Below are 18,579 nucleotides of genomic sequence, written 5' to 3'. Positions count from 1 at the left end.
GTCTCATCCTCCGATCAGCACGGTCGGGCACCCCACGACGATCGGCGCCCCGCACGCCGAGAGGTCGCCCATCCGCGCGGCGGGCAGCCCGCCGATCAGCACGGTCGGGCACCCCGGCGGCGCGATCACCGTCGGCGGGTGCGGTGGCAGACCGGGGAACGAGCAGATGTGCTGCGTGCTCACCGTCGCCGCGGGCATCCCGCCGATCAGCACGGTCGGCACGCCGGGGGGCCCGACCACGCCGGGATGGCCCGTGGGGTCCCCGACCCTCGCCGCTGGTGGCATCCGTCCTCCTCCCACTCCGCCTAGTTGATCCGGACGACGCCGCCGCGCACGGTGACCGCGCCGCTCGCCGTCAGTTCCGCCTGGCCCTGGCCCGCGACCGAGACCGTCGCGCCCTCGACCTTCACCCCGGACGTGCCCGAGAGCGTCAGCGCCGCGCTCGCCTCGATGGCCACGTCGCTCGCGGACTTGGCGGAGATCTTCTGGCCCTTCAGCTCCAGGGGCCCGTTCCCCGCGTCGATCGTGACGCCGTTGGCCGCCTTGACCGTCACACTCTTGCCGCTGGTGACCTCGACGACCTGCTTGCGCTGGTCGAGCCGGACGGTGAACTTCCCGTCACCGCTGGAGATCACGATGCCGTCCTGCTCGACGAACTCGATCTTGTGCCCCTTGCGGGAGGTGAACCCGCGCGCGGCGATCTCACCGCTGCTCCCGTCGACCGGTTCCGTCGACAGCGTCGGCGGGCTGTCCTTGCCGTTGTGCAGGCCGCCCAGGACGTAGGGCGCCTCGAAGTCGCCCAGTTCGAAACCGACCAGCACCTCGTCGCCGACCTCCGGCAGCACCAGCGCCCCGCGCCCCTTCCCCGCGCCGCTCTGCACGGTGCGGGCCCAGCCGCTGGTGAAGTCCTTGGACAGCCAGGGGAACGTGAGCTTGACGCGGCCGAGCTTCGCGGGGTCCTTGACGTCGCTGACGATCGCGGGCACGACACCTGCTTGTCTGGTGGCCGGACCACCGCCGTTGGCCAGGCCGTAGAGGGAGCGCTCCTGCCTGCCGGACACGGTGAACTCGGTGCTGTAGCCGACGTCCGCGGTGAACAGGTGCCGCGTGCTGGTCAGGGTGTACTTGCCGACGAACGGTTCGCCGACGTTGACCAGCGCCACCGCCGCGCCCGCGCGCAGCTTCGGGTTGCCCCTCGCCACCCCCGTCAGCTCCGCGCACGCGGTGCCGAGCTGCGCGGCGAGCGCGTCCGCGGTCGCCTTGGCCGCGGCGTGCGTGCGGCACGGCGGGTCGGCGCGCAGGAACGGCGGGCTGCCGAACTGCCCGGCCATCGCCACCGGGTCGAGACCCGGTACCTCGGTGCCCGCGGGGTTCGGCTTCGCGGTCGCCGACACCTCCTTCTTGGCCTCGAAGTCCCAGCCCCGCACCTCGACCTCGGGGACCTGCCCGGCGGCCGTGATCGCGGCGCGCAGCGAGATCAGCGTGCGGTGCATCTCCAGCACCAGCGGGTTGCTGCGGGCCTTGGCCTTGGTGTCGGGTGCCCCGCTCGGCTTCTCCGGCAGGCGGAAGTCGAGCTTCCCGTCCAGCACGGCGATCTGCGCGCCGACCGCGCCCGCGAGCCGGGACAGGAACTCCCAGTCGCTGACGTTGTCCTGGCTGAACTGGGTGTTCGGCCCGCCGCCGAAACCGCGCACGTCGTCGACCTGACCGACCTGCAACCCCGCCCGCAGCGCGACCTTGCGCACCACGTCGGCCACGGTCATGCCGGGGTACACCGCGACCCGCGTGCCGCGGAAGAGGCGGTGCGCCAGGTCGTAGCCGCGCACCTCGGTGAACGTGCCGTTGCCGTCGGCGTCGAGCCCCACCGCCGTGACCTCGCCGGTCAGCAGCGGTCGCGGCCCACCGGGATCGGACGTCTGCACCTTCAGCACCGCCTTGGCCCCGATCTTGAACCCTCCCTTGGCGAGCACCACGTGCCCCACGTCGCGGAAGCGGAGCACGAACACGTCCGGCAGGTTCCGGCTGTCGTCGACGTAGGCGTAGGTGAGCAGCGCCTTGACGTCCGCGGGCAGCGGGTTGCCGTCGACCTCCACGACGAGGCTGTTCGCGAAGCTCTCATTGGGCACGCTGGACCTCCTCCAGCGCGGGCACCAGCAGCCGGGAGCCCGGTCGCAGCCGCATCGGGTCGTCGATGTCGTTGGCCCGCGCGATCTCGCGCCACAGCTCGGCGTTGCCGTAGGCGCGGTAGGCCAGCGACTGGAGCGTGTCGCCCGCGACGAGCAGGTGCGAGTTCCGCATCTCCAGCGCGCCGGAGGTCGGGTTCTGGCCGCCCAGTTCGCCGGAGATCTCCTCCAGCGCGACCGTGCACACCGCCCGCACCGGGATCCCGCCGGGCGTGAACAACGTGTACTTGGCGCTGACGCTGGACACGAACGACGTGAACCCCGTCATCTCGCCCCACTTGAACTTGACCCACGGGGGCGAGCCCTTGCCCTGGCCACGGCTGTCCTCGGTCGGGACGCAGCAGGTGAAGAGCTGCTCGACCTTCTTGACCACCAGGTCGTCCATCTTCGCGGTGGCGTCCAGGAACACCTCCAGCGACAGCTTGCACGGGTCGGAGCCCTTGAACTGCGGCGGGCCGCTCTTCGGGTGGTTGGGCTGGTTGTCGCGGCCCCACTTGGCGTTCTTGGTCAGCGAGAGTTCCTTTGGGTTGAACTGGAACTCGATGTCGAACATCAGCGGACCCGGTTTGGTGATGTCGCCGGTCTTGTTCGGCTCGTGGACGCTGAGCAGCGCCTTCTGGAGGCTCTTCGGCGTCGAGCCCGATCCGTAGGCGCTGGGCGGCGGGCTGCCCGCCGAGGTGAACGTGACGGGGGTGGCCATGCCTCACCGCGCCGGGGTCAGGAAGCCGTGGTGCGCCAGTTCCAGCGTCTCGGTCGCGACCTTCGGCGAGTCCGCGGAGAGCTGGGGACCGCTCCACCGCACCGGGACGACCTCGGCGAGCTCCCAGCTCGCGATCTTGGTGCCGCCCAGCGTGCGGGCCTCGATGGTCGCGGTCTTGCGGGTGACGCCGCTCGCCATGCCCGCGATCCAGGCGGTGATCTTCGCGCTCTCCCTGGTCACCGGCCGGGTGAGCTTGACGTTGGAGTACTTGATCCGGGTCGGCAACTGCCACACCATGCCGTTGTTGCCGCCCTCCTCCCGCTGCTCCATGGTGAACTCGCAGCCGAGTCCGTCGCAGCCGCTGAACGACCCGAGGCTCTCGTCGTCGATCCGCACCACGAAGCAGACGGCGACCGCCTCCTCGATTTCCGTCATCGCGACGCCCTCCAGTCAGTTCCACACGTCGGTGAGCGCCCCGCGACGCTCGCGGTCCAGCCACAGCTCGGCCTTCAGCCGTCGCAGCAAGGGGTCGTACAACTTCTTCACCAGGTCCTCCGGCTCGCCCGCCGGAGCGGCCGGTACCGCCGCGGCGGGAGGACTCGCCGCGGCCGGGGGAACGTCCGGGACCTCCTCGCGCTGCACGACCGTCGACGACCGCACGACCTGCTCCACGCGCTGGACCGGCGCCTCGACGGCGGGCCTCGTGGCCACCGCGAGCGGCGCGCCCTCGACCAGCCGGGAGACGATCGGCGGCACCGCGACGGGCACGTCCCCGGTCCCACCCCGCAACGCGGCCTGGGACCGGTTCGGGGGGCCGGTCGGTTGGAGCACCGGGGTGTCCGCCGTCCACGGCCGCACCACGTCACCCGCGCTGGTCTCGACCTGGTTGACGAGCAGGGGGCGCTCGCCGACCAGCTCGATCCGGTCGGTCGGTGGAGGGGCGGGTGGTTCTTGGAGGCGTTGCACGGCGGGACGGTGGTCGGGGCTGTGGTCGGGGCTGTGGTCGGCAGGGCGGTAGTCGGCGGGGTGGTGGTCGGCCAAGCGGTAGTCGGCGGGGCGGTAGTCGGCCGACGATTCCATGCGCGCCAAGGGAACCACCTCGGGCCGCGACACCGGGTCCCGTGCCGGCACCATCCCCGGTGCCGGCACGGTCTCCGGAATCGGCACAGTCCCTGACATAGGCAGAGTTCCCGACATCGGCACAGTCCCCGACATCGGCAGAGTCCCCGGAATCGGCACCGACGCTGACACCGGCACAGACCTCGACACCGACACGGTCCCCGGATTCGGCACCGATTCCGACACCGGCGCAGATCTCGACACTGACACCGACATCGGCTTCGGCATGGACATGGGCACCGGCTCCGACATGGACACGGTTTGCAGCGTCGGTGTCGGCGACACCGGTTCCGGGCTCGGTGTGGTCTCCGGTCCGGGCACCATTCCCAACGTCGGCACGGTCTCAGATTCAGGCGTGGTCTCCGATGTCGGCACCGCCTCCGGCGTCGGCGCGGTGTCCGGCATCGGCGTCGTCTCGGGCACGCGCTGGACCGCCGTCTGCGGGGCCGGAGGCGGCGGTAGTGGCCGACTCGGTTCGGACTGCGGCAGGATCGGCGGGCCGAGGCCTCGCCGACGCACCACGGTGACCTCCGGACGTCCCACCTCCTCGACCGGGGAAACCTGGCGCTGCACCACCGCAGGTGGCGCGGGCGACAACACCGGTCTGACGCTCTCCCGCGCCTCGACCCTCTGCACCTCGTGCCGAACCTCAGGTGGCGCGGAAACCTCGACCGCTCGCCGCACGACCGGACTTGGCAACTCGACGACCCGAGACACCACAGGAGCCGCGACCTCGTCCGCCTCCTGGAGGACAGGCCGGAACTCTTGCCGCGCCAACGGTTCCGGCGCGCTTCCAGACGCCGGGCCGTCCACACGCTGCACCGACAGACTCGACAGCACCGGCGAGGACTCGTGACGTTCGGGCGCCTGCCCGATGACCAGTGGCGCGGGCGAGGTGACGACGTCCGCCACCGCGGGTTCCACCACGACCGCCGCCGTGGACCTCTCCTCCGCCACAACAGCGGAAACCTCTCGCTGCACCAGCGGCTCCGGCTCCCGGTCCGCCTTCACCGCGCTCAGGCGGTCCCGCGACTCGGCCACCTGCGCTCTCTGAACAGTAACCGGCGTGACAGCCCGCTGCACCTGCGGTACGGGTGCAGTGCGGTCGACCTCAACCCGTTGGGGAACAACAGGTGTCATCGAGTCCTGCGACACAGCGTGGCGCACCGGTTCAGCGGGCGGCTCGGAGTCACCCACCCTCGGCTGTCCCAGCGTGCTCACAGGCTCCTCGGACGGCACGACTTCCGCCGTCGCAAAGGGTTCTTCGGCAACCGCGACCTCCGGAGACACGAAGTCCCCGTGCACCACGGGTTCCGGCAAGACGGGCCCCTCACCCACCTCGGGTTCTGCAACCGCCGAGTCGTCGACCACCGAGTCGTCGAACACCGGGGTCTCGGCCTCCACCCGCGGCGGCACGTCCGCCGGAGAGGTGGCCGGGGCGACACTCCGCTGGGCCACCAGGTCCCGCACCCGCGACCAGGCACCGCCCACTGTGGACGGTCGTCGTCGAGGTGGCCGCGCGACCGGCAGGTCGACGGCCGCTGGACGCGCGTAGTCCGAGATGACACCCGCCGGTTCCGCGGGCCCTACCTCATGCCCGAGCGGCGCGAGGTAGGACGGGTTCCGCCACGACGTCAACGAGTCGGCGAACCGCTGCACCGGGTTCACCAGCGGGTGTTCCGGCACGATCCGCTGGATCGGCGGCAGCGTCCGCCACTCGCCGCGCCGGACCGGCGGTGCGGCCGGGCCCGCCGCGTCCTTCCGTCGCCACGGCCACATCGCGCTTCACCGCCCTTGGCTGATCCTCGTGTTGATGCGGGCTATCTCGCCGACGTACCGCAGCCGGTCGGCGTGCTCCAGGTCGAGGATGTCGTCGAGCGACCAGTGGAAGTGGTACGCCACGTACGCGACCTCCTCGTGCAGGCGGTCGGCCGCGTACGTCACGATTCCCCCAGGCGCCCGCCCGCGACGTCGACCACGAAGTTGTGACCGCACTCGGGGCAGGCGACACCGGCCCTCGTGTGCCCCTCGCTGTTGATCCTCCGGTACATGTCCTGCAAGAACGCCAGGTCCGACGCGAACAGGTTCTCGATGACACCCGCGTGCACGTCGGTGATCCCGCCGATGCGCGTGACGACCCTGGCGAGCAGCACCACCGTGAGGTAGGCCGAGTTCTCCCGCACCCGGTCGTCGCGCAGCGGCACCAGTTCGTCCCGCGCCGTCGCCAGCCGCATCAGGCCGGAGTGGTGCACCGCGCCGTCGTCGTCGACGTAGCCGCGCGGCAGTTCGAAGGCGAACTCGGTGCGCAGCTCCGGCTGTTCGCGGCGGCCCTCCGGCCGGGCCTCGGGCGGGGCGGCGGTCATCACCCTGCGCATCGGCTCACTCGACTTCCATCATCTCGTAGGTCACCACGAGCTTCTCGGTGAGGACGCTGGTGTCGCCCGCCTTGAGGGAGCCGATCTCCAGGCTCTTCGGCCACGCGTTGGTCAGCTTGTAGCGCTTGATCGCCTGGCCCTCGTAGTCGTAGACGATGATGGCGCCGCCCTTGCGCGCGGTCGCCATCTTGCCGAAGTGCGCGTCCTTCACCCACTTCTCGAAGCTGTTGTCGCCGGTCAGACCTCTGGTCAGCGTCACCTCGCCCGCTTTCGGCCTGCCGGGCAGCTTCTTGATGACGTACTTGCCGTCCGCCGTGTTCTGCTTCAGCTCGATGACGTCCTGCTCCATCTTCAGTCCGCTGACCTCGGAGATCTGCTTGATGGCGACGCCGTCGACTTCGAGGCCGAAGGAGTGGCCTACCGAGGTGTCGAGGTCGGGAAGAGCCATGATCTACCGCCTTTACTCGTTGACCAGGCTGGTGCCGCCGGAGAACTGGGCGAGCCTGAAGATGACGAACTCCGCAGGTTTCACCGGAGCGACCCCCACCTCGCAGACCACCTGGCCGATGTCGATGCTCTCGGCCGGGTTGGTCTCCCGGTCGCACCTGACGTAGAACGCCTCGTCCGGCGTCAGGCCGAAGAGGGCGCCCTTGCGCCACTCGTTGACCAGGAAAGCGCTGATGGTGCGCCGGATGCGGGCCCACAGCGCGTCGTCGTTCGGTTCGAACACCACCCACTGGGTGCCGTTGAGGATCGACTCCTCCAGGTAGTTGAACAGCCTGCGGACGTTCAGGTAGCGCCAGGCCGGGTCGCTAGACAGGGTTCGCGCGCCCCAGACCCGGATGCCCCTGCCGGGGAAGGACCTCACGCAGTTGACGCCGATGGGGTTCAGCAGGTCGTGCTCCGCCTTGGTGAGCTGGGTCTCCAGCGTGACGGCTCCGCGCACGACCTCGTTGGCCGGTGCCTTGTGCACGCCCCTGGCGCCGTCGGTGCGCGCCCACACGCCCGCCATGTAGCCGCTGGGCGGGATGAACACGTTGTCGTTGCAGGCGGGGTCGAAGACCTTCACCCACGGGTAGTAGAGGGCGGCGTACTTCGAGTCGTAGCCCGCCTCGACCGTGCGCCAGTCCTTGACCTGCTGCGGCGACAGCCCCGGCGGCGGGTCGAGGACGGCCATCCGGTCGCCCATCAGCTCGCAGTGGGCGATCATCGCGAGCTGCACCGTCTTGACGTCCTCCAGGCTGATCAGCTCGCGCCGGTAGGCGCTCATCAGGTCCGGCACCGCGACCATCGTGACCTCGTCGACCGCTTCCAGGCCACCGAAACCGGTGCGGTCCGAGACGTCCCCGACGTAGTCGACGGCGGCGACCTTCTTGGGCACCGGAGCGGTTTCGGGCTCTTGCTGGAGCGTCACGCTGCCCCGGTCCGGTTTCACGGCCACCGCGCCCGACCCCGCTTCCTCGACCGTGACCAGGCTGGACTTCTCCTGGACGACGGTGACGACGTTGTCCTTCGTGCGCTTCGTGGTCACGTTGTGCGTCTCGACCACCTTGCCGTGCTGCTTGACCAACACGGTGAACCGGTCCTCCGGCGGGTTCTCGCCGCCCGGTTCGGCGACCTCGACGGTGATGTCGCCTGCGCCCCTGCCCGCCTGCACCTGCTTCGCGGCGAACCGGTAGCCGCCGAGGACGGCCTGCGGGCTCTTGGGGCCGGGCGCTGACCCGTTGTCGCGGGGTCCGCCGATCCGGACGATGTAGCAGTTGCTGCCACCGTTGAGGAAGTACCCGTACACCGACTGGCCCAGGTAGCAGTCGCGGACGAAGTCCCCGAAGATCTGCGTGTACTGCGACCAGTTCGACACCAGCGTCGGTGTGTTGAAGGGCCCCTCCGCCGCGAACCCGACGAAAGCGGCGACCGCGGTGCCGACACCCTCGATCGGGCGCGCTCCCGCCTCCACTTCCTCGACGTACACGCCCGGCGAGTAGTAGGTGGGCATCCGTGCCTCCCTGGTCGAACGGATCCAGCGGTACCACGATCGTGCTGTGCCCCAACGGGCCGCGAAACGACCACGGGGATGGGCCAGGGGGAACTGATCGCTGCCCCTTTGGACGTTGTTCGCCGCCCCCGTCGAGCCGACAGTGGACGCATGGCACCTGGCCGGGACGTGCCCGCACGCGACCAGGCCGTGGTCGCGCGCGTGCCACGGCCCGCGCCCCGCGCCCGGAGAACGCCACCGCCCGGTCTGCTGGTGCTCCAGGCGACCGCGGGCAACGCGGCCGTGGCGAACCTGATCGCCGTGCAGCGGCAGTGCCCCGCTCCCCCGGTCGCCCCCGCGGGCGTCACCCCCGCGACCGACCCGAAGTTCCGGTCGCTCGAGCAGGACGTCGCGGGCAAGGCCAAGTCCGCCAAGGCGCATCCACCCGCGGGCTCCGAGGTGAAGAAGTCGCAGGACGCCGCCGTCGCTCCCGCGGACGACAAGGAGGCGCAGGCGAAGGCCGCGCAGGCGGACAAGATGGCCGGGGCGAAGCCGGGTGGTTTCGACAAGGCGGCGTTCATCGCCGCCGTCAACGCGGCCATCACCAAGCAGGCGCCGCAGAACCTCGACGAGGCGGACAAGTTCGCCACGTCCGGCAAGGCCGACCAGATCAAGACCGACGTCATGGGCAAGGTCAGCGCAGGCAAGGAGCAGTCCGCCAAGGACGTCACGGACAAGACCAAGGAGGCCCCGGACACCGGCAAGGCGGTGGAGAAGCCCGTCACCCCGCTGCCCGCCGCGCCTGCGCCTCCCGCGCTGGCCCCGCCCGACGCGCGGAAAGCCGTGCCGGACAAGGCACCCGCCGAGCAGACCGACCTGCGCGCCGACCAGTGCGAGACGCACGGCAGGATGGCCGAGTCCGGCGTGACCGACGAGCAGCTCGCCCAGTCGAACGAGCCCGAGCTGACCGGCGCGCTGGCGGCGAAGCAGGAGGGCGAGAAGCACACCGCCGCCGCGCCCGCCGCCGTCCGAGCGTCGGAGGCGAACCAGTTGGCCTCCGCGACCTCGGCCGCCCAGGCGAGCGGGCAGACCGCCGTCACCGGGCTGACCGGTGCCCGCGCCGCGAGCGGACAACGCGGTCAGGCCAACAAGTCCGCCACCAAGGCGAAGGACGAGCAGGACCGCGCGCGGGTCACCGGCGAGATCAAGGCGATCTTCGACGAGACCAGGACGAAGGTCGAGGGCGTGCTGAACGGCCTCGACGGCGAGGTCGCCAAGCGGTTCGAAACCGGTGAGGCGAAGGCGAAAGCCGCGTTCACGGCCGACCACAAGGCGCGGATGGCGAAGTACAAGGACGAGCGGTACGACGGCGTCTCCGGCGCCGCGTGCTGGACGTACGACCTGTTCGCCGGCCTGCCCGCCGAGGCAAACACCCTGTTCCTGGAGGCGAAGAAGGTCTACGAGTCGCAGATGCAGCTCGTGATCGGCGAGGTCGCCGACTACATCGGCGGACAGCTCGCCGAGGCGAAGCGGCTGATCGCCGAGGGCCGCGACAAGGTCAAGAAGAAGGTCGACTCGCAGTCCCCGGCGCTGCGCAAGATCGCGGACGAGGCCGCGAAGGAGTTCGGCGGCCAGTTCGACGACCTGGAGAAGTCGGTCGACGAGAAGCAGCAGGGCCTCGTGGAGGACCTGGCGGAGAAGTACACGGCCGCGCGCAACGCCGTCGACGAGGAGATCAAGAGCCTCCAGGCCGAGAACAAGGGCCTGTGGGACAAGGCGAAGGAGGCCGTCGGCGGCGCGATCGAGACGATCACGAAGCTCAAGGACATGCTGCTGGGCGTGCTCGCCAGGGCGGCGGGCTCGATCGACCTGATCATCAAGAAGCCGATCGAGTTCCTCGGGAACCTGGTCAACGCGGTGAAGACCGGCGTCGTGAACTTCGGCGCCAACATCGTCGACCACCTCAAGGCGGGCCTGAAGGCGTGGCTGCTGGGCAGCCTCGCCAGCGCCGGCATCGAGATCCCGGAGACGTTCGACGCCAAGGGCATCCTGAAGATGATCCTCTCGATCCTCGGGCTGACCTGGGCGAGCGTACGAGCCCGAATCCTGCGCTTCATCCCCGAACCGGTGCTGTCGAAGCTGGAATCGACGTTCGAGGTGGTCAAGATCCTGATCACCGAGGGCGTGCCGGGGCTGTGGAAGTGGGTGGTCGAGAAGCTCGGCGACCTGAAGGAGATGGTGCTGGGCCAGATCAAGGAATTCGTGATCGAGAAGATCGTGAAGGCGGGCATCACCTGGATCATCTCCCTGCTCAACCCGGCGGCGGCGTTCATCAAGGCCTGCAAGGCGATCTACGACATCGTGATGTTCTTCGTCGACAAGGCGGCGCAGATCAAGGAGTTCGTGGACTCGGTGCTGGACTCGATCGAGTCGATCGCCCGTGGAGGTGTGGGGGCGGTCGCGGGGTTGATCGAGAAGACCCTCGCCAAGGCACTGCCGATGGTGCTCGGGTTCCTGGCGAGCCTGCTCGGGTTGGGCGGCATCTCGGAAAAGATCAAGTCCATCCTGGACAAGATCCAGGCGCCGGTGGGCAAGGTGGTCGACTCGGTCGTGGGCACGATCGTGAAGGCGGGGAAGAAGCTCTTCAAGAAGGCGTTCGGGAAGAAGGACAAGAAGAAGGACGACCTGGAGACCGCTCAGACCTCCCAGGTGAAGAAGGCTGCGATCAGAGACGCAACCACAGCCCTGCGTGGCAAGGAGAAGGTCGACGACATCAAACCGGTTCTCGATGGAATTCGACGGCGCTATCAGCCCGATGGACTCAAGAGCCTCACCGTGGAGGCAGCCCCCGACCTGTCCACCATCGCCGTCAAAGCAACCGCAAGCCCGGAGGACGAGGCCCGCATCCCCTTCGAACACGTCTTCCGCAATATGGGCAAACAGCAGGTGGAAGACCTGAGGAAGGTATTCGAGAACAAGGCGAGGGAGGTGTACGGCGACGACGCCAAGCGGGACTACGTAATCGCAGCCATCACGGTAGACGGGACCGTCATCGGACAGGCCGAGTACAACGACGCCGGCACGGGCGTCCATGCCGAAGTGATGCTAGGACCACACTGGAACAACGCGATCAAGGTCGTCACCGCGCAGGTGGCCAAGAACAAGGACACGGCACGCCGGAATGGCGAAGAGTACAAGAAGCCGCAACTGGTCTTCGCACTCAGCGCGAGCCCCTGCCAGGCGTGCGCGAAAGTGCTCAAACAACGCATCGCGGAAGCGCGCCGCGACATCGGCGACGACGCGCAGTTCGTCTTGGCGATCAGAGCCGTCTACGAAGGCCGAATGGACCGGCAGAAGAAAACCCTCGGCAAGGACTTGGTCGCCCTGGTCGATCTCGGCTGGGACCTCAAGCAGCTCGCCACCAAGGTCGAGTTCAACAAGCACTGGGAAGGGCCGATCATCGAGACCGCAACCAGGCTAGCCAACCGAGTGACGAAGGTAGGAACCCACTAGATCAACTCGGCTGGACGCCTGGCCAGGTTGATCTGGTACCAAGCGGGCGGATGGTGCTGGCGATCAGGCAGGACTGCCGTGCAGAGAGCGATCAGCGTGCAAGATGGCGATGTGCCCGCGTCCGACATCGGGTCGTACTTGTCGTCGCGTTCTCTCGTCGCCGGTAAGCCTTCGCGCCGTTGCCCTCGACCCGTCCACACAGAGCGCGCATCGGCGAGAATGTAGCTGCCAAACCCGGACAGCGTGGTGGTTTACCGCATCCCCCTACGCCATCTCCTCCTCTTCCTCCCGCTGCACGAACGTCTGCGCCATCTTCTCCTCTTCCCCCTCCTCCGCCGCTGGCGCTTCCTCCCGCTGCACAGAGGCGTCACCGTGGTCCTCACACCGCTGCACCGCCGACACACCCGGCACCGCGACCGGACCAGCCGACATCACGCGGTCCGCGTTCGACACGGCCTCGCGTTCGAACCGGTCCGAGGGATCGCTCACCCTCACCCCGCCGCCCGCTTCCGTGCCCTCCACCGGCCCGCTGCGCTGCTGCACCACGTGCGTCAGCTCGTGCGCCAGCATGTGCTTGCCGGCATCCGACGCCGGGTCGTACTTGTCGCGCTGGAACACGATGTTCGTGCCCACCGTGTACGCCTGCGCGTTCACCGACTTCGCCGACTCGTGCGCCGCGCCGTCGGTGTGCACGCGGACGTCCCCGAAGTCGTGACCGAGTCGGCCCTCCATGTCCGCGCGGAGGTCGTTTGCCAACGGGGCGCCGCCGCCGGAGTTGACGACGTCGTGCACGGGCGAGCGTTCCTCCTCGACCAGGGTGGTCACGCCGGCGTTGCCGACGGCGCGCTGCAAGCCGAGCAGGCCCGCGGGGCCCAGTACGTCGGTGCGGCCCGCTGCCGCCGCGCGTCCCACCAGGTCCTGGTCCTGGCGCTCCACCCGGTCGCCCTTCGGCCGGAAGTCCTTCTCCAACTCGTGGTCGTGGCCGCGCATGGTCGTCTCCCGGAGGTCGAGGTCCCGCTCCATGCTGCCCCTACCTGCCCGGCCGGGCCAGGCACGGCAGCGTGACCATGAGGGCGGCGACCGCTGCCCGAAAGGGCAACCGCGGTCATCGTGCCGCTCCCTCGCTCGCCAGCGCCAGGTACGGGCCGAACTCGCGTTCGCCCAGCAGCCTGCCGAGCTTGCGGTACTCGCGGGCGACGGCGCCGATCAGGTCGGCCATCCCCACCTCGTGCCCCGCCTCCGCGGCGAGGTACGCGGCCGTCACCGCGGCGGACCGGATGTGGCCGCCCGCCAGCTCGAACGCCCCCGCGAGGAAGTCGAGGTCCAGGTCCACCTCGCGCGGCAGCAGGCGGCCGAGGCAGCGGTCCCACAACTGCCTGCGCAGTTCCTCGTCCGGCAGCGGGAAGTCGACGATCACGTCCAGCCGCCGGGTGAACGCGTCGTCGAGGTTGGCGCGCAGGTTGGTCGCGAGCACCGCGATGCCGTCGAAGGTCTCCATGCGCTGCAACAGGTACGCGCTCTCGATGTTGGCGTACCGGTCGTGCGCGTCGCGGACCTCGGAGCGCTTGCCGAAGATCGCGTCCGCCTCGTCGAACAGCAGCACGCCGTTGACGCCCGCGGCCTCGGTGAAGATCCGTTCGAGGTTCTTCTCCGTCTCGCCCACGTACTTGTCCACCACGGTCGCCAGGTTCACCGTGTAGAGGTCGAGCCCGAGCGACGCGGCGACCACCTCGGCCGACATCGTCTTGCCGGTGCCGGAATCGCCCGCGAACAGGCCGGTCACCCCGCGGCCCCGGCCGCCGCCGGGACGCATCCGCCACTCGTCGAGCACCTGGTCGCGGTGCTTCGCGCGGGCCGCCAGCTCGCCCAGCAGCGTGGTCACCGAGCCGGGCAGGACCAGGTCGTCCCAGCCGACGACGGGCTCGACGCGGCGGGCGAGCCGTTGCAGGCCCGCCGCGTTCTGGCTGCGCGCGCCCGCCCGGAGGTGGTGGACGTCGACCGCGCCGCCGTCCGCGAGCGCCGACACGGTCGCCGCCCGCGCCGCGCGCCGGATCTGGCCGGGGCCGAGCACGAAGTGGGCGGTGACCTCGGCCGGGTCCAGCCCGGCCTCGACCCTGCCGTCGAGGCATCCGCGCCAGAGGCCCGCCCGGTCCGTTGTGGACAGTGCGTGCGCGTCGAGCTGCAACGGCGGCGCGCCGCTCCACCTCGGGTCCCACCCGCCGGTGCCGTGCACGATCACCGGGATCTTCCCGTGCGCCAAGGAGGCCAGCCGCGGATCGGTGTCGACCGGTCCCAGCACGATGCCCGCGCGCCGCAGCAGCGCCTCCCTCAGCACGGCGGCCGACAGGTCGGCGTGGTCCGGTTCCGCGCTCAGCAGTTCGGCGTCCACGACCAGCGCCGCGAACCCGGCCCGCGACAGCGCCGCCGCGGCCAGTTCCCGCGCCCCGCCGCCCGGTAGTTCGCGCAGGTGCACCAACCGCACGTCGGCCCGCAGCGCTCGCGCGAGCCGCTCGGTCTCGGGCACCGGCACCGGGTCCACGCCGACCCGCGCGATCCGCTCCAGCACGGGATCCGGCCGGTCGTCGCCCAGCAGGTGGCTCACCACGCGGTCGGGCGCTCGCAGCGACCGGGACAGGAACGGCCGCTCGCGGTCCTCGACCACGAGCATGCCGGAGGCGATGAGCGGTGCCGCCGCGTCCAGCCGGGTCCGTCCCACCGACGAGGCCTCCGGCAGTCCGCACAGCCGCAGCGCCAGGCCCGTCGTGGCCCGGCGCCGGGTCACGTCGTCGTTGAGGTAGCCGTAGAACTGCTCGAACCGGCTGTCCACGTCCGGGGCGAGCGCCACCAGCAGCAACTCGACGTCCAGGCCGCTGAGCCCGGCGGTCGTGGCCAACCGGCCCATCCGCCCTTCGGCCGGGGTCTCCTGGAACGGCACGAACGGCTGCCGGTGCTCGTCGAGCAGCGCGTCGATCGCCTCGTCGGACAGGTACAGGCCGCGGAACGGGTCGTCCGGGTGCGGGTCCGCGACCCGCCGGACGGCGACCGCTTCCCGGATCCGCCGCTCCAGCCGGGCCAGCCGGTCGAAGAGGTCCACCGGGGTCACGACCGCACCCGCTTGCGCGACATCGCGACCCGCTCCCCGTCGACCCGGTGGGCCACCCGCTCGTCGCCGCCCATGTCCAGCCGCACGCCCTCCTCCGCGGGCTTCTCCGCCTGGAACACCCGGCCGGACTCGATCGGCGCCGACACCACGACGTCCAGCGAGGGCTTGAGCTCACCCCCGAGCGCGGTCCACACGTCGGCGAAGGCGCGGTCCTCCGGCGGCGGCAGCGCGACGGTCATCGGCACTTGGAGGCCCAGCGCGGCCAGTGACCCGGTGAGCAGCGCCTTGGGCAGCGCCTCGTGCCGGAGGAACCCCATCAGCAGGTCCGACAGCAGCCGGTGCTCGTCCTCCGGACGCTGGGTCCACGCGGTGACCAGGTACGACAGCTTCATGTGGCGGGGCGGGAGGTGGCGCGAGGTGACCACGCCGTCGGAGTCGTAGGTGTTGAGCAGGCCGCGTTCCCGGCGGCGCAGGTCCTCGCGGATGTCGTAGAGGTACACGTTGACGGTCGGCGCGTTGCGCCGTGCCGCCCAGTCCTTGGTCGGCGCGTCGAACGCGACCTCGACATCGGCGGCACGCAGCGCGTCGTCCCTGACCAGGCGCCGCAACGCCTCGTCGACCTCGTGGATCACCCCTCCACGATGAGGCCCTCCCGCTCGCCGCACGAGCGGCGGGCCGACGGATCTTCGGGTAGTGATGGCCGCCCGAAAGGGCACCCCGCCGGTACCGCCCCCGTCACCGGGTCGGTCGGGCGGACAGCGCCGGGACACCCCGCTCGGCGTCCGGAGCCCCGTCGCGGAACCGCCGGGTGGTGGCGGCGACGGCGGCGGTCAGCAGCGCGAGGCCGCTCAGCGCCCACGGCACCGCGCCGACACCGGCTTCGCGGGTGAGCAGGCCGATCAGCGGGGAGGCGACCAGCGGACCCGCCAGCGCGGCGGCGAAGATGATCGTCGCGCCGCGTCCGGTCGGCACCCGTGCGGCGTGCCACGCGATGGCCGCGGGGAACACCGGTGCGATGGCCAGCCCGACGAGGCCGTAGGCCACCACCGCCAGCGGCGCGTACGCCGCGAGGCCCGCCGCGGCGGCCCCGGCGATCGAGCACCCGACGACCAGGACGCCGGGGTCGTGCCGCAGGAGCAGCGGCGCCGCGCCCAGTCGGCCCGCCGCGAGGCCGAGCCAGAACACCGCGACGGCGCCGGACGCCTGGCCGTCGTCCAGGAAGGCCGCCAGGTGCGTCGTCGCCCAGCCCGCGGTCGACGCCTCCACGGCGACGTAGCAGAGCAGCACCAGCGCCAGTGCGGGCACGACGGCCCTGGACCGCGTCCGGGACGAGGCCGCGGCCGCTCCGCCGGGCGCGGACGGGAGCCGAAGCCCCGCCGTTAGGCCCAGCAGCGCCACGGCCACGGCGGCGCACCCCCAGTAGGGCACCCGCAGGTCCGCTGGCGCCCACCCGACCACCACGGGGGTGACGACCGCGCCCAGCCCGAAGGCCGCGCTGAGCGCGGTCAGCACCGCGCCGCTGCGGGTGCCGAACGACGTGGCGAGCGTCAGGTTGAGGACGATGTCCACCACCCCGAAGCCCGTGCCCGCGACCAGCAGGCAAACCACGGCCGCGCCGCCGCCCGGCACCAGGGGCAGCACGGCGGCGCCGACGGCCATCAGCGCCGCGCCCACGCTCAGCAGGAGCGCGGACGCCGGACGACGGCGGCGCACCAGGCCCGCGGCGACCACGCCCAACGCCGATCCCGCCGAGAACGCGGCGAGCAGCCAGGCGCCCTGCGCCGTCTCCAGGCCGAACTGGGCGCGCAGTCGGGGCGTGGTCGGCCCGACGACACTGGCGAACGCCCCCAGCACCAGGAACCCCACCGCCCCGGTGATCGTCAGTCGCACCCGCGAAGACGGACTCAAATCAGCAGATTCCCGCATAAATAGGCAGACAATCATGCATACTTCGGCAGAGTCAAGGAGAGGAGTGCGAGTGGTGCAGGCTTTCGCACAGGAACGCCAGGCGCGGATCCTGACCGAACTGCGGCAGCACGGCCGGGTGGAGGTCGTCGCGCTGGCGGTCCTGCTGGACGTCTCCGAGGACACCGTGCGCCGGGACCTGCGGGCGCTGTCCGCGGCGGGCCACCTGCACAAGACGCACGGTGGCGCGGTGCTGCTGGACACGGCCCGGATGGGGTGGGCGACCAGGGCCGACGTCGCCGCGGCGGCGAAGCAGGCCATCGCGGAAGCGGCGGCCGCCGTGGTGCGGCCGGGTGACGTGCTGATGCTGGACGGCGGGTCGACCGTGCTGGCGTTCGCCACGGCGCTGGAGGCGCGCCCGCTGACGGTGGTGACGAACTCGCTCGACATCGCGCGGGTCTTCGACGCCGATCCGGAGGTCGACCTCGCGCTCACCGGCGGCCAGTGGGACCGCGACTCGCGGATCTTCACGGGCTCGGCGGCGGTGGGCTCGCTCGGCCGCTACCGCGCCGACTGGGCCGTGCTCGGCGCGTGCGCGCTGGACCCGGTCGTGGGGGCCACCTCGGTCAGCGCACCCGACGCCGACGTCAAGACCGCCATGGCGGGGGCTTCCCGGCGCACGGCGGTGCTGGCCGACGTCACCAAGCACGGCCGCGTCGAACCGCACCTCGTGCTGCCGCCCGACCGGATCGACCTGGTCGTGACCGACGACGCCGAGGCGTCAGCCCAGTGGTCGGAACGGCACGTGGAGGTGCTGACGGCGGTCGGCCCTCACCCGGCGAACGCGGCGAGGTAGGACGCCACGCACGACTCCGGGGTGGCGAAGGACGTCACGACGTGACCGTCGACGGTGATCGGCGGGTCGAGCGGCACCTGCGCGACCCGGTCGGAACGGGAACCCGCGATCTGCTCGGCGGGCAGCAGCGTCCAGCCCCGCGGGTCGCGCCCCACGTCGTAGAGCACGGTGAGCAGGTCCCCGGCGGGCGGTCGCGGCGGGGCGACGGGCAGGGCGGCGAGGATCGCGTCGTGCAGCGGCGGGTCGCTGTCGCGGGCGGCGAGCCGCAGGCCGCGCGGGTCGAGGTCGTGCAGGCCGACGGCGGGCTCACCCGCGGCGGGGTGTTCGCGGGACAGCACCACGTGCAGCGGCTCGGACCACGCGCGCACCACCGTCACGGCGGTGGACGTGAGGGCGCCGCGGACCAGCGCCAGGTCCAGTTCGCCGTCGCGCACGGCGTCGAGGCGCGCGGTCACCGGCAGGTCGACCAGTTCCGGTTCGGCGGGGCGTTCGCCGCCGCGCAGGCGGGTCAGCGCGCGGTCGAGCCGCGGGGTGACGCAGGACGCCACCCCGATCCGCAGGGCCGCCGCCGGTTCTCCGGCGACCACGCGCACCCTGGCCGCCGCGGCGAGGGTCTCGCGGGCCGCGAGGAGCACCCGTTCACCGGCCGGGGTGAGCCGCACCCGGCGTGAGGTGCGGTCGAGCAGGCGCACGCCGAGTTCACGCTCCAGCCGGGCGATCTGCTGGCTCACGGCGGACTGCACGATCCGCAGCCGGTCCGCCGCGCGACCGAAGTGCAACTCCTCGGCGACGGTCACGAAGTACGACAAAGCCCTCAGCTCCACCCCTCTGATCTATCACACGATGTGAT

At 71.0% G+C, this 18,579-nt stretch carries 18 protein-coding genes; 4 read left to right on the top strand and 14 right to left on the bottom strand.

The window, feature by feature from the left end:
* Positions 1 to 3 precede the first annotated feature (3 nt).
* Genes NZH93_RS12240 through NZH93_RS12220 form a run of 5 tightly spaced genes read right to left on the bottom strand, consistent with a single transcriptional unit; the run spans position 4 to position 3,972 of the window.
* Complete coding sequence (locus tag NZH93_RS12240) at positions 4 to 285, bottom strand: PAAR domain-containing protein (RefSeq protein ID WP_259623121.1); 282 nt, start codon at positions 283 to 285, stop codon at positions 4 to 6.
* A gap of 20 nt (positions 286 to 305) precedes the next feature.
* The gene (locus tag NZH93_RS12235) at positions 306 to 2,126 is read right to left on the bottom strand and encodes a VgrG-related protein (RefSeq protein WP_259623120.1); all 1,821 of its coding nucleotides are present in this window, start codon (positions 2,124 to 2,126) and stop codon (positions 306 to 308) included.
* Positions 2,116 to 2,883: a CIS tube protein gene (locus NZH93_RS12230; RefSeq protein ID WP_259623119.1), complete on the bottom strand. Its 768-nt coding sequence runs from the start codon at positions 2,881 to 2,883 to the stop codon at positions 2,116 to 2,118. Before NZH93_RS12230 ends, NZH93_RS12235 begins: the two co-directional genes overlap by 11 nt.
* Positions 2,884 to 2,886: 3 nt before the next feature.
* Entirely contained in the window at positions 2,887 to 3,318 is a 432-nt protein-coding gene (locus NZH93_RS12225; RefSeq protein ID WP_259623118.1) for a phage tail protein, read from the bottom strand.
* Positions 3,319 to 3,333: 15 nt separating this feature from the next.
* On the bottom strand, positions 3,334 to 3,972 hold the full coding sequence (locus tag NZH93_RS12220; protein WP_259623117.1) for a hypothetical protein: 639 nt from the start codon (positions 3,970 to 3,972) through the stop codon (positions 3,334 to 3,336).
* Here NZH93_RS12220 and NZH93_RS12215 point away from each other — a divergent pair.
* Both NZH93_RS12215 and NZH93_RS12210 read left to right on the top strand, forming a co-directional pair.
* Entirely contained in the window at positions 3,962 to 4,858 is an 897-nt protein-coding gene (locus NZH93_RS12215; RefSeq protein ID WP_259623116.1) for a hypothetical protein, read from the top strand. The genes NZH93_RS12220 and NZH93_RS12215 overlap by 11 nt on opposite strands.
* 18 nt (positions 4,859 to 4,876) lie before the next feature.
* Entirely contained in the window at positions 4,877 to 5,056 is a 180-nt protein-coding gene (locus NZH93_RS12210; protein ID WP_259623115.1) for a hypothetical protein, read from the top strand.
* Positions 5,057 to 5,787: 731 nt separating this feature from the next.
* Here NZH93_RS12210 and NZH93_RS12205 read toward each other — a convergent pair.
* From NZH93_RS12205 to NZH93_RS12190, 4 genes are read right to left on the bottom strand one after another with little or no spacing between them, the layout of a single operon-like run.
* On the bottom strand, positions 5,788 to 5,946 hold the full coding sequence (locus NZH93_RS12205; RefSeq protein ID WP_259623114.1) for a DUF6760 family protein: 159 nt from the start codon (positions 5,944 to 5,946) through the stop codon (positions 5,788 to 5,790).
* Positions 5,943 to 6,377 carry a hypothetical protein gene (locus NZH93_RS12200; RefSeq protein WP_259623113.1) on the bottom strand — a complete coding sequence of 145 codons (435 nt, stop codon included), beginning with the start codon at positions 6,375 to 6,377 and terminating at the stop codon, positions 5,943 to 5,945. The genes NZH93_RS12205 and NZH93_RS12200 overlap by 4 nt, the downstream gene beginning before the upstream one ends.
* 4 nt (positions 6,378 to 6,381) lie before the next feature.
* Entirely contained in the window at positions 6,382 to 6,825 is a 444-nt protein-coding gene (locus NZH93_RS12195) for a phage tail protein (RefSeq protein WP_259623112.1), read from the bottom strand.
* Between the two features lie 12 nt (positions 6,826 to 6,837).
* Positions 6,838 to 8,373, bottom strand: coding sequence for a phage tail sheath family protein (locus NZH93_RS12190; protein WP_259623111.1), 1,536 nt, complete (start codon positions 8,371 to 8,373; stop codon positions 6,838 to 6,840).
* A gap of 150 nt (positions 8,374 to 8,523) precedes the next feature.
* Here NZH93_RS12190 and NZH93_RS12185 point away from each other — a divergent pair, with 150 nt between their 5' ends.
* Entirely contained in the window at positions 8,524 to 11,865 is a 3,342-nt protein-coding gene (locus NZH93_RS12185) for a phage tail protein (protein ID WP_259623110.1), read from the top strand.
* A gap of 264 nt (positions 11,866 to 12,129) precedes the next feature.
* Here NZH93_RS12185 and NZH93_RS12180 read toward each other — a convergent pair whose 3' ends face one another.
* The 4 genes from NZH93_RS12180 to NZH93_RS12165 form a co-directional block, all read right to left on the bottom strand.
* Positions 12,130 to 12,855: an eCIS core domain-containing protein gene (locus NZH93_RS12180; protein ID WP_259623153.1), complete on the bottom strand. Its 726-nt coding sequence runs from the start codon at positions 12,853 to 12,855 to the stop codon at positions 12,130 to 12,132.
* A gap of 115 nt (positions 12,856 to 12,970) precedes the next feature.
* Positions 12,971 to 14,968, bottom strand: coding sequence for an ATP-binding protein (locus NZH93_RS12175; RefSeq protein ID WP_259623109.1), 1,998 nt, complete (start codon positions 14,966 to 14,968; stop codon positions 12,971 to 12,973).
* Positions 14,965 to 15,600 carry a Pvc16 family protein gene (locus NZH93_RS12170; RefSeq protein WP_259623108.1) on the bottom strand — a complete coding sequence of 212 codons (636 nt, stop codon included), beginning with the start codon at positions 15,598 to 15,600 and terminating at the stop codon, positions 14,965 to 14,967. Before NZH93_RS12170 ends, NZH93_RS12175 begins: the two co-directional genes overlap by 4 nt.
* Before the next feature lie 103 nt (positions 15,601 to 15,703).
* Positions 15,704 to 16,858, bottom strand: a complete 1,155-nt coding sequence (locus tag NZH93_RS12165; RefSeq protein ID WP_259623107.1) for an MFS transporter — start codon at positions 16,856 to 16,858, stop codon at positions 15,704 to 15,706.
* Between the two features lie 91 nt (positions 16,859 to 16,949).
* Between NZH93_RS12165 and NZH93_RS12160 the strand changes: the two genes are divergently transcribed.
* Positions 16,950 to 17,729, top strand: coding sequence for a DeoR/GlpR family DNA-binding transcription regulator (locus NZH93_RS12160; RefSeq protein WP_259623106.1), 780 nt, complete (start codon positions 16,950 to 16,952; stop codon positions 17,727 to 17,729).
* On the opposite strand, the gene NZH93_RS12155 is transcribed toward NZH93_RS12160, so the two are convergent.
* Positions 17,705 to 18,553, bottom strand: a complete 849-nt coding sequence (locus tag NZH93_RS12155; RefSeq protein WP_259623105.1) for a LysR family transcriptional regulator — start codon at positions 18,551 to 18,553, stop codon at positions 17,705 to 17,707. The genes NZH93_RS12160 and NZH93_RS12155 overlap by 25 nt on opposite strands.
* Positions 18,554 to 18,579: the final 26 nt, after the last annotated feature.

The organism is Umezawaea endophytica (assembly GCF_025061645.1).
GTDB classification, from domain to species: Bacteria; Actinomycetota; Actinomycetes; order Mycobacteriales; family Pseudonocardiaceae; genus Umezawaea; species Umezawaea endophytica.
This window is presented reverse-complemented; position numbering and strand designations above follow the sequence as displayed.

Bases quoted from the DNA above. Each gene is read 5' to 3' on its own strand.
- NZH93_RS12230 (WP_259623119.1), bottom strand. From the start codon at position 2,883: ATGGCCACCCCCGTCACGTTCACCTCGGCGGGCAGCCCGCCGCCCAGC.
- NZH93_RS12185 (WP_259623110.1), top strand. From the start codon at position 8,524: ATGGCACCTGGCCGGGACGTGCCCGCACGCGACCAGGCCGTGGTCGCG.
- NZH93_RS12200 (WP_259623113.1), bottom strand. From the start codon at position 6,377: ATGCGCAGGGTGATGACCGCCGCCCCGCCCGAGGCCCGGCCGGAGGGC.
- NZH93_RS12210 (WP_259623115.1), top strand. From the start codon at position 4,877: ATGACCAGTGGCGCGGGCGAGGTGACGACGTCCGCCACCGCGGGTTCC.
- NZH93_RS12195 (WP_259623112.1), bottom strand. From the start codon at position 6,825: ATGGCTCTTCCCGACCTCGACACCTCGGTAGGCCACTCCTTCGGCCTC.
- NZH93_RS12180 (WP_259623153.1), bottom strand. From the start codon at position 12,855: ATGCGCGGCCACGACCACGAGTTGGAGAAGGACTTCCGGCCGAAGGGC.
- NZH93_RS12215 (WP_259623116.1), top strand. From the start codon at position 3,962: ATGCGCGCCAAGGGAACCACCTCGGGCCGCGACACCGGGTCCCGTGCC.
- NZH93_RS12225 (WP_259623118.1), bottom strand. From the start codon at position 3,318: ATGACGGAAATCGAGGAGGCGGTCGCCGTCTGCTTCGTGGTGCGGATC.
- NZH93_RS12240 (WP_259623121.1), bottom strand. From the start codon at position 285: ATGCCACCAGCGGCGAGGGTCGGGGACCCCACGGGCCATCCCGGCGTG.
- NZH93_RS12190 (WP_259623111.1), bottom strand. From the start codon at position 8,373: ATGCCCACCTACTACTCGCCGGGCGTGTACGTCGAGGAAGTGGAGGCG.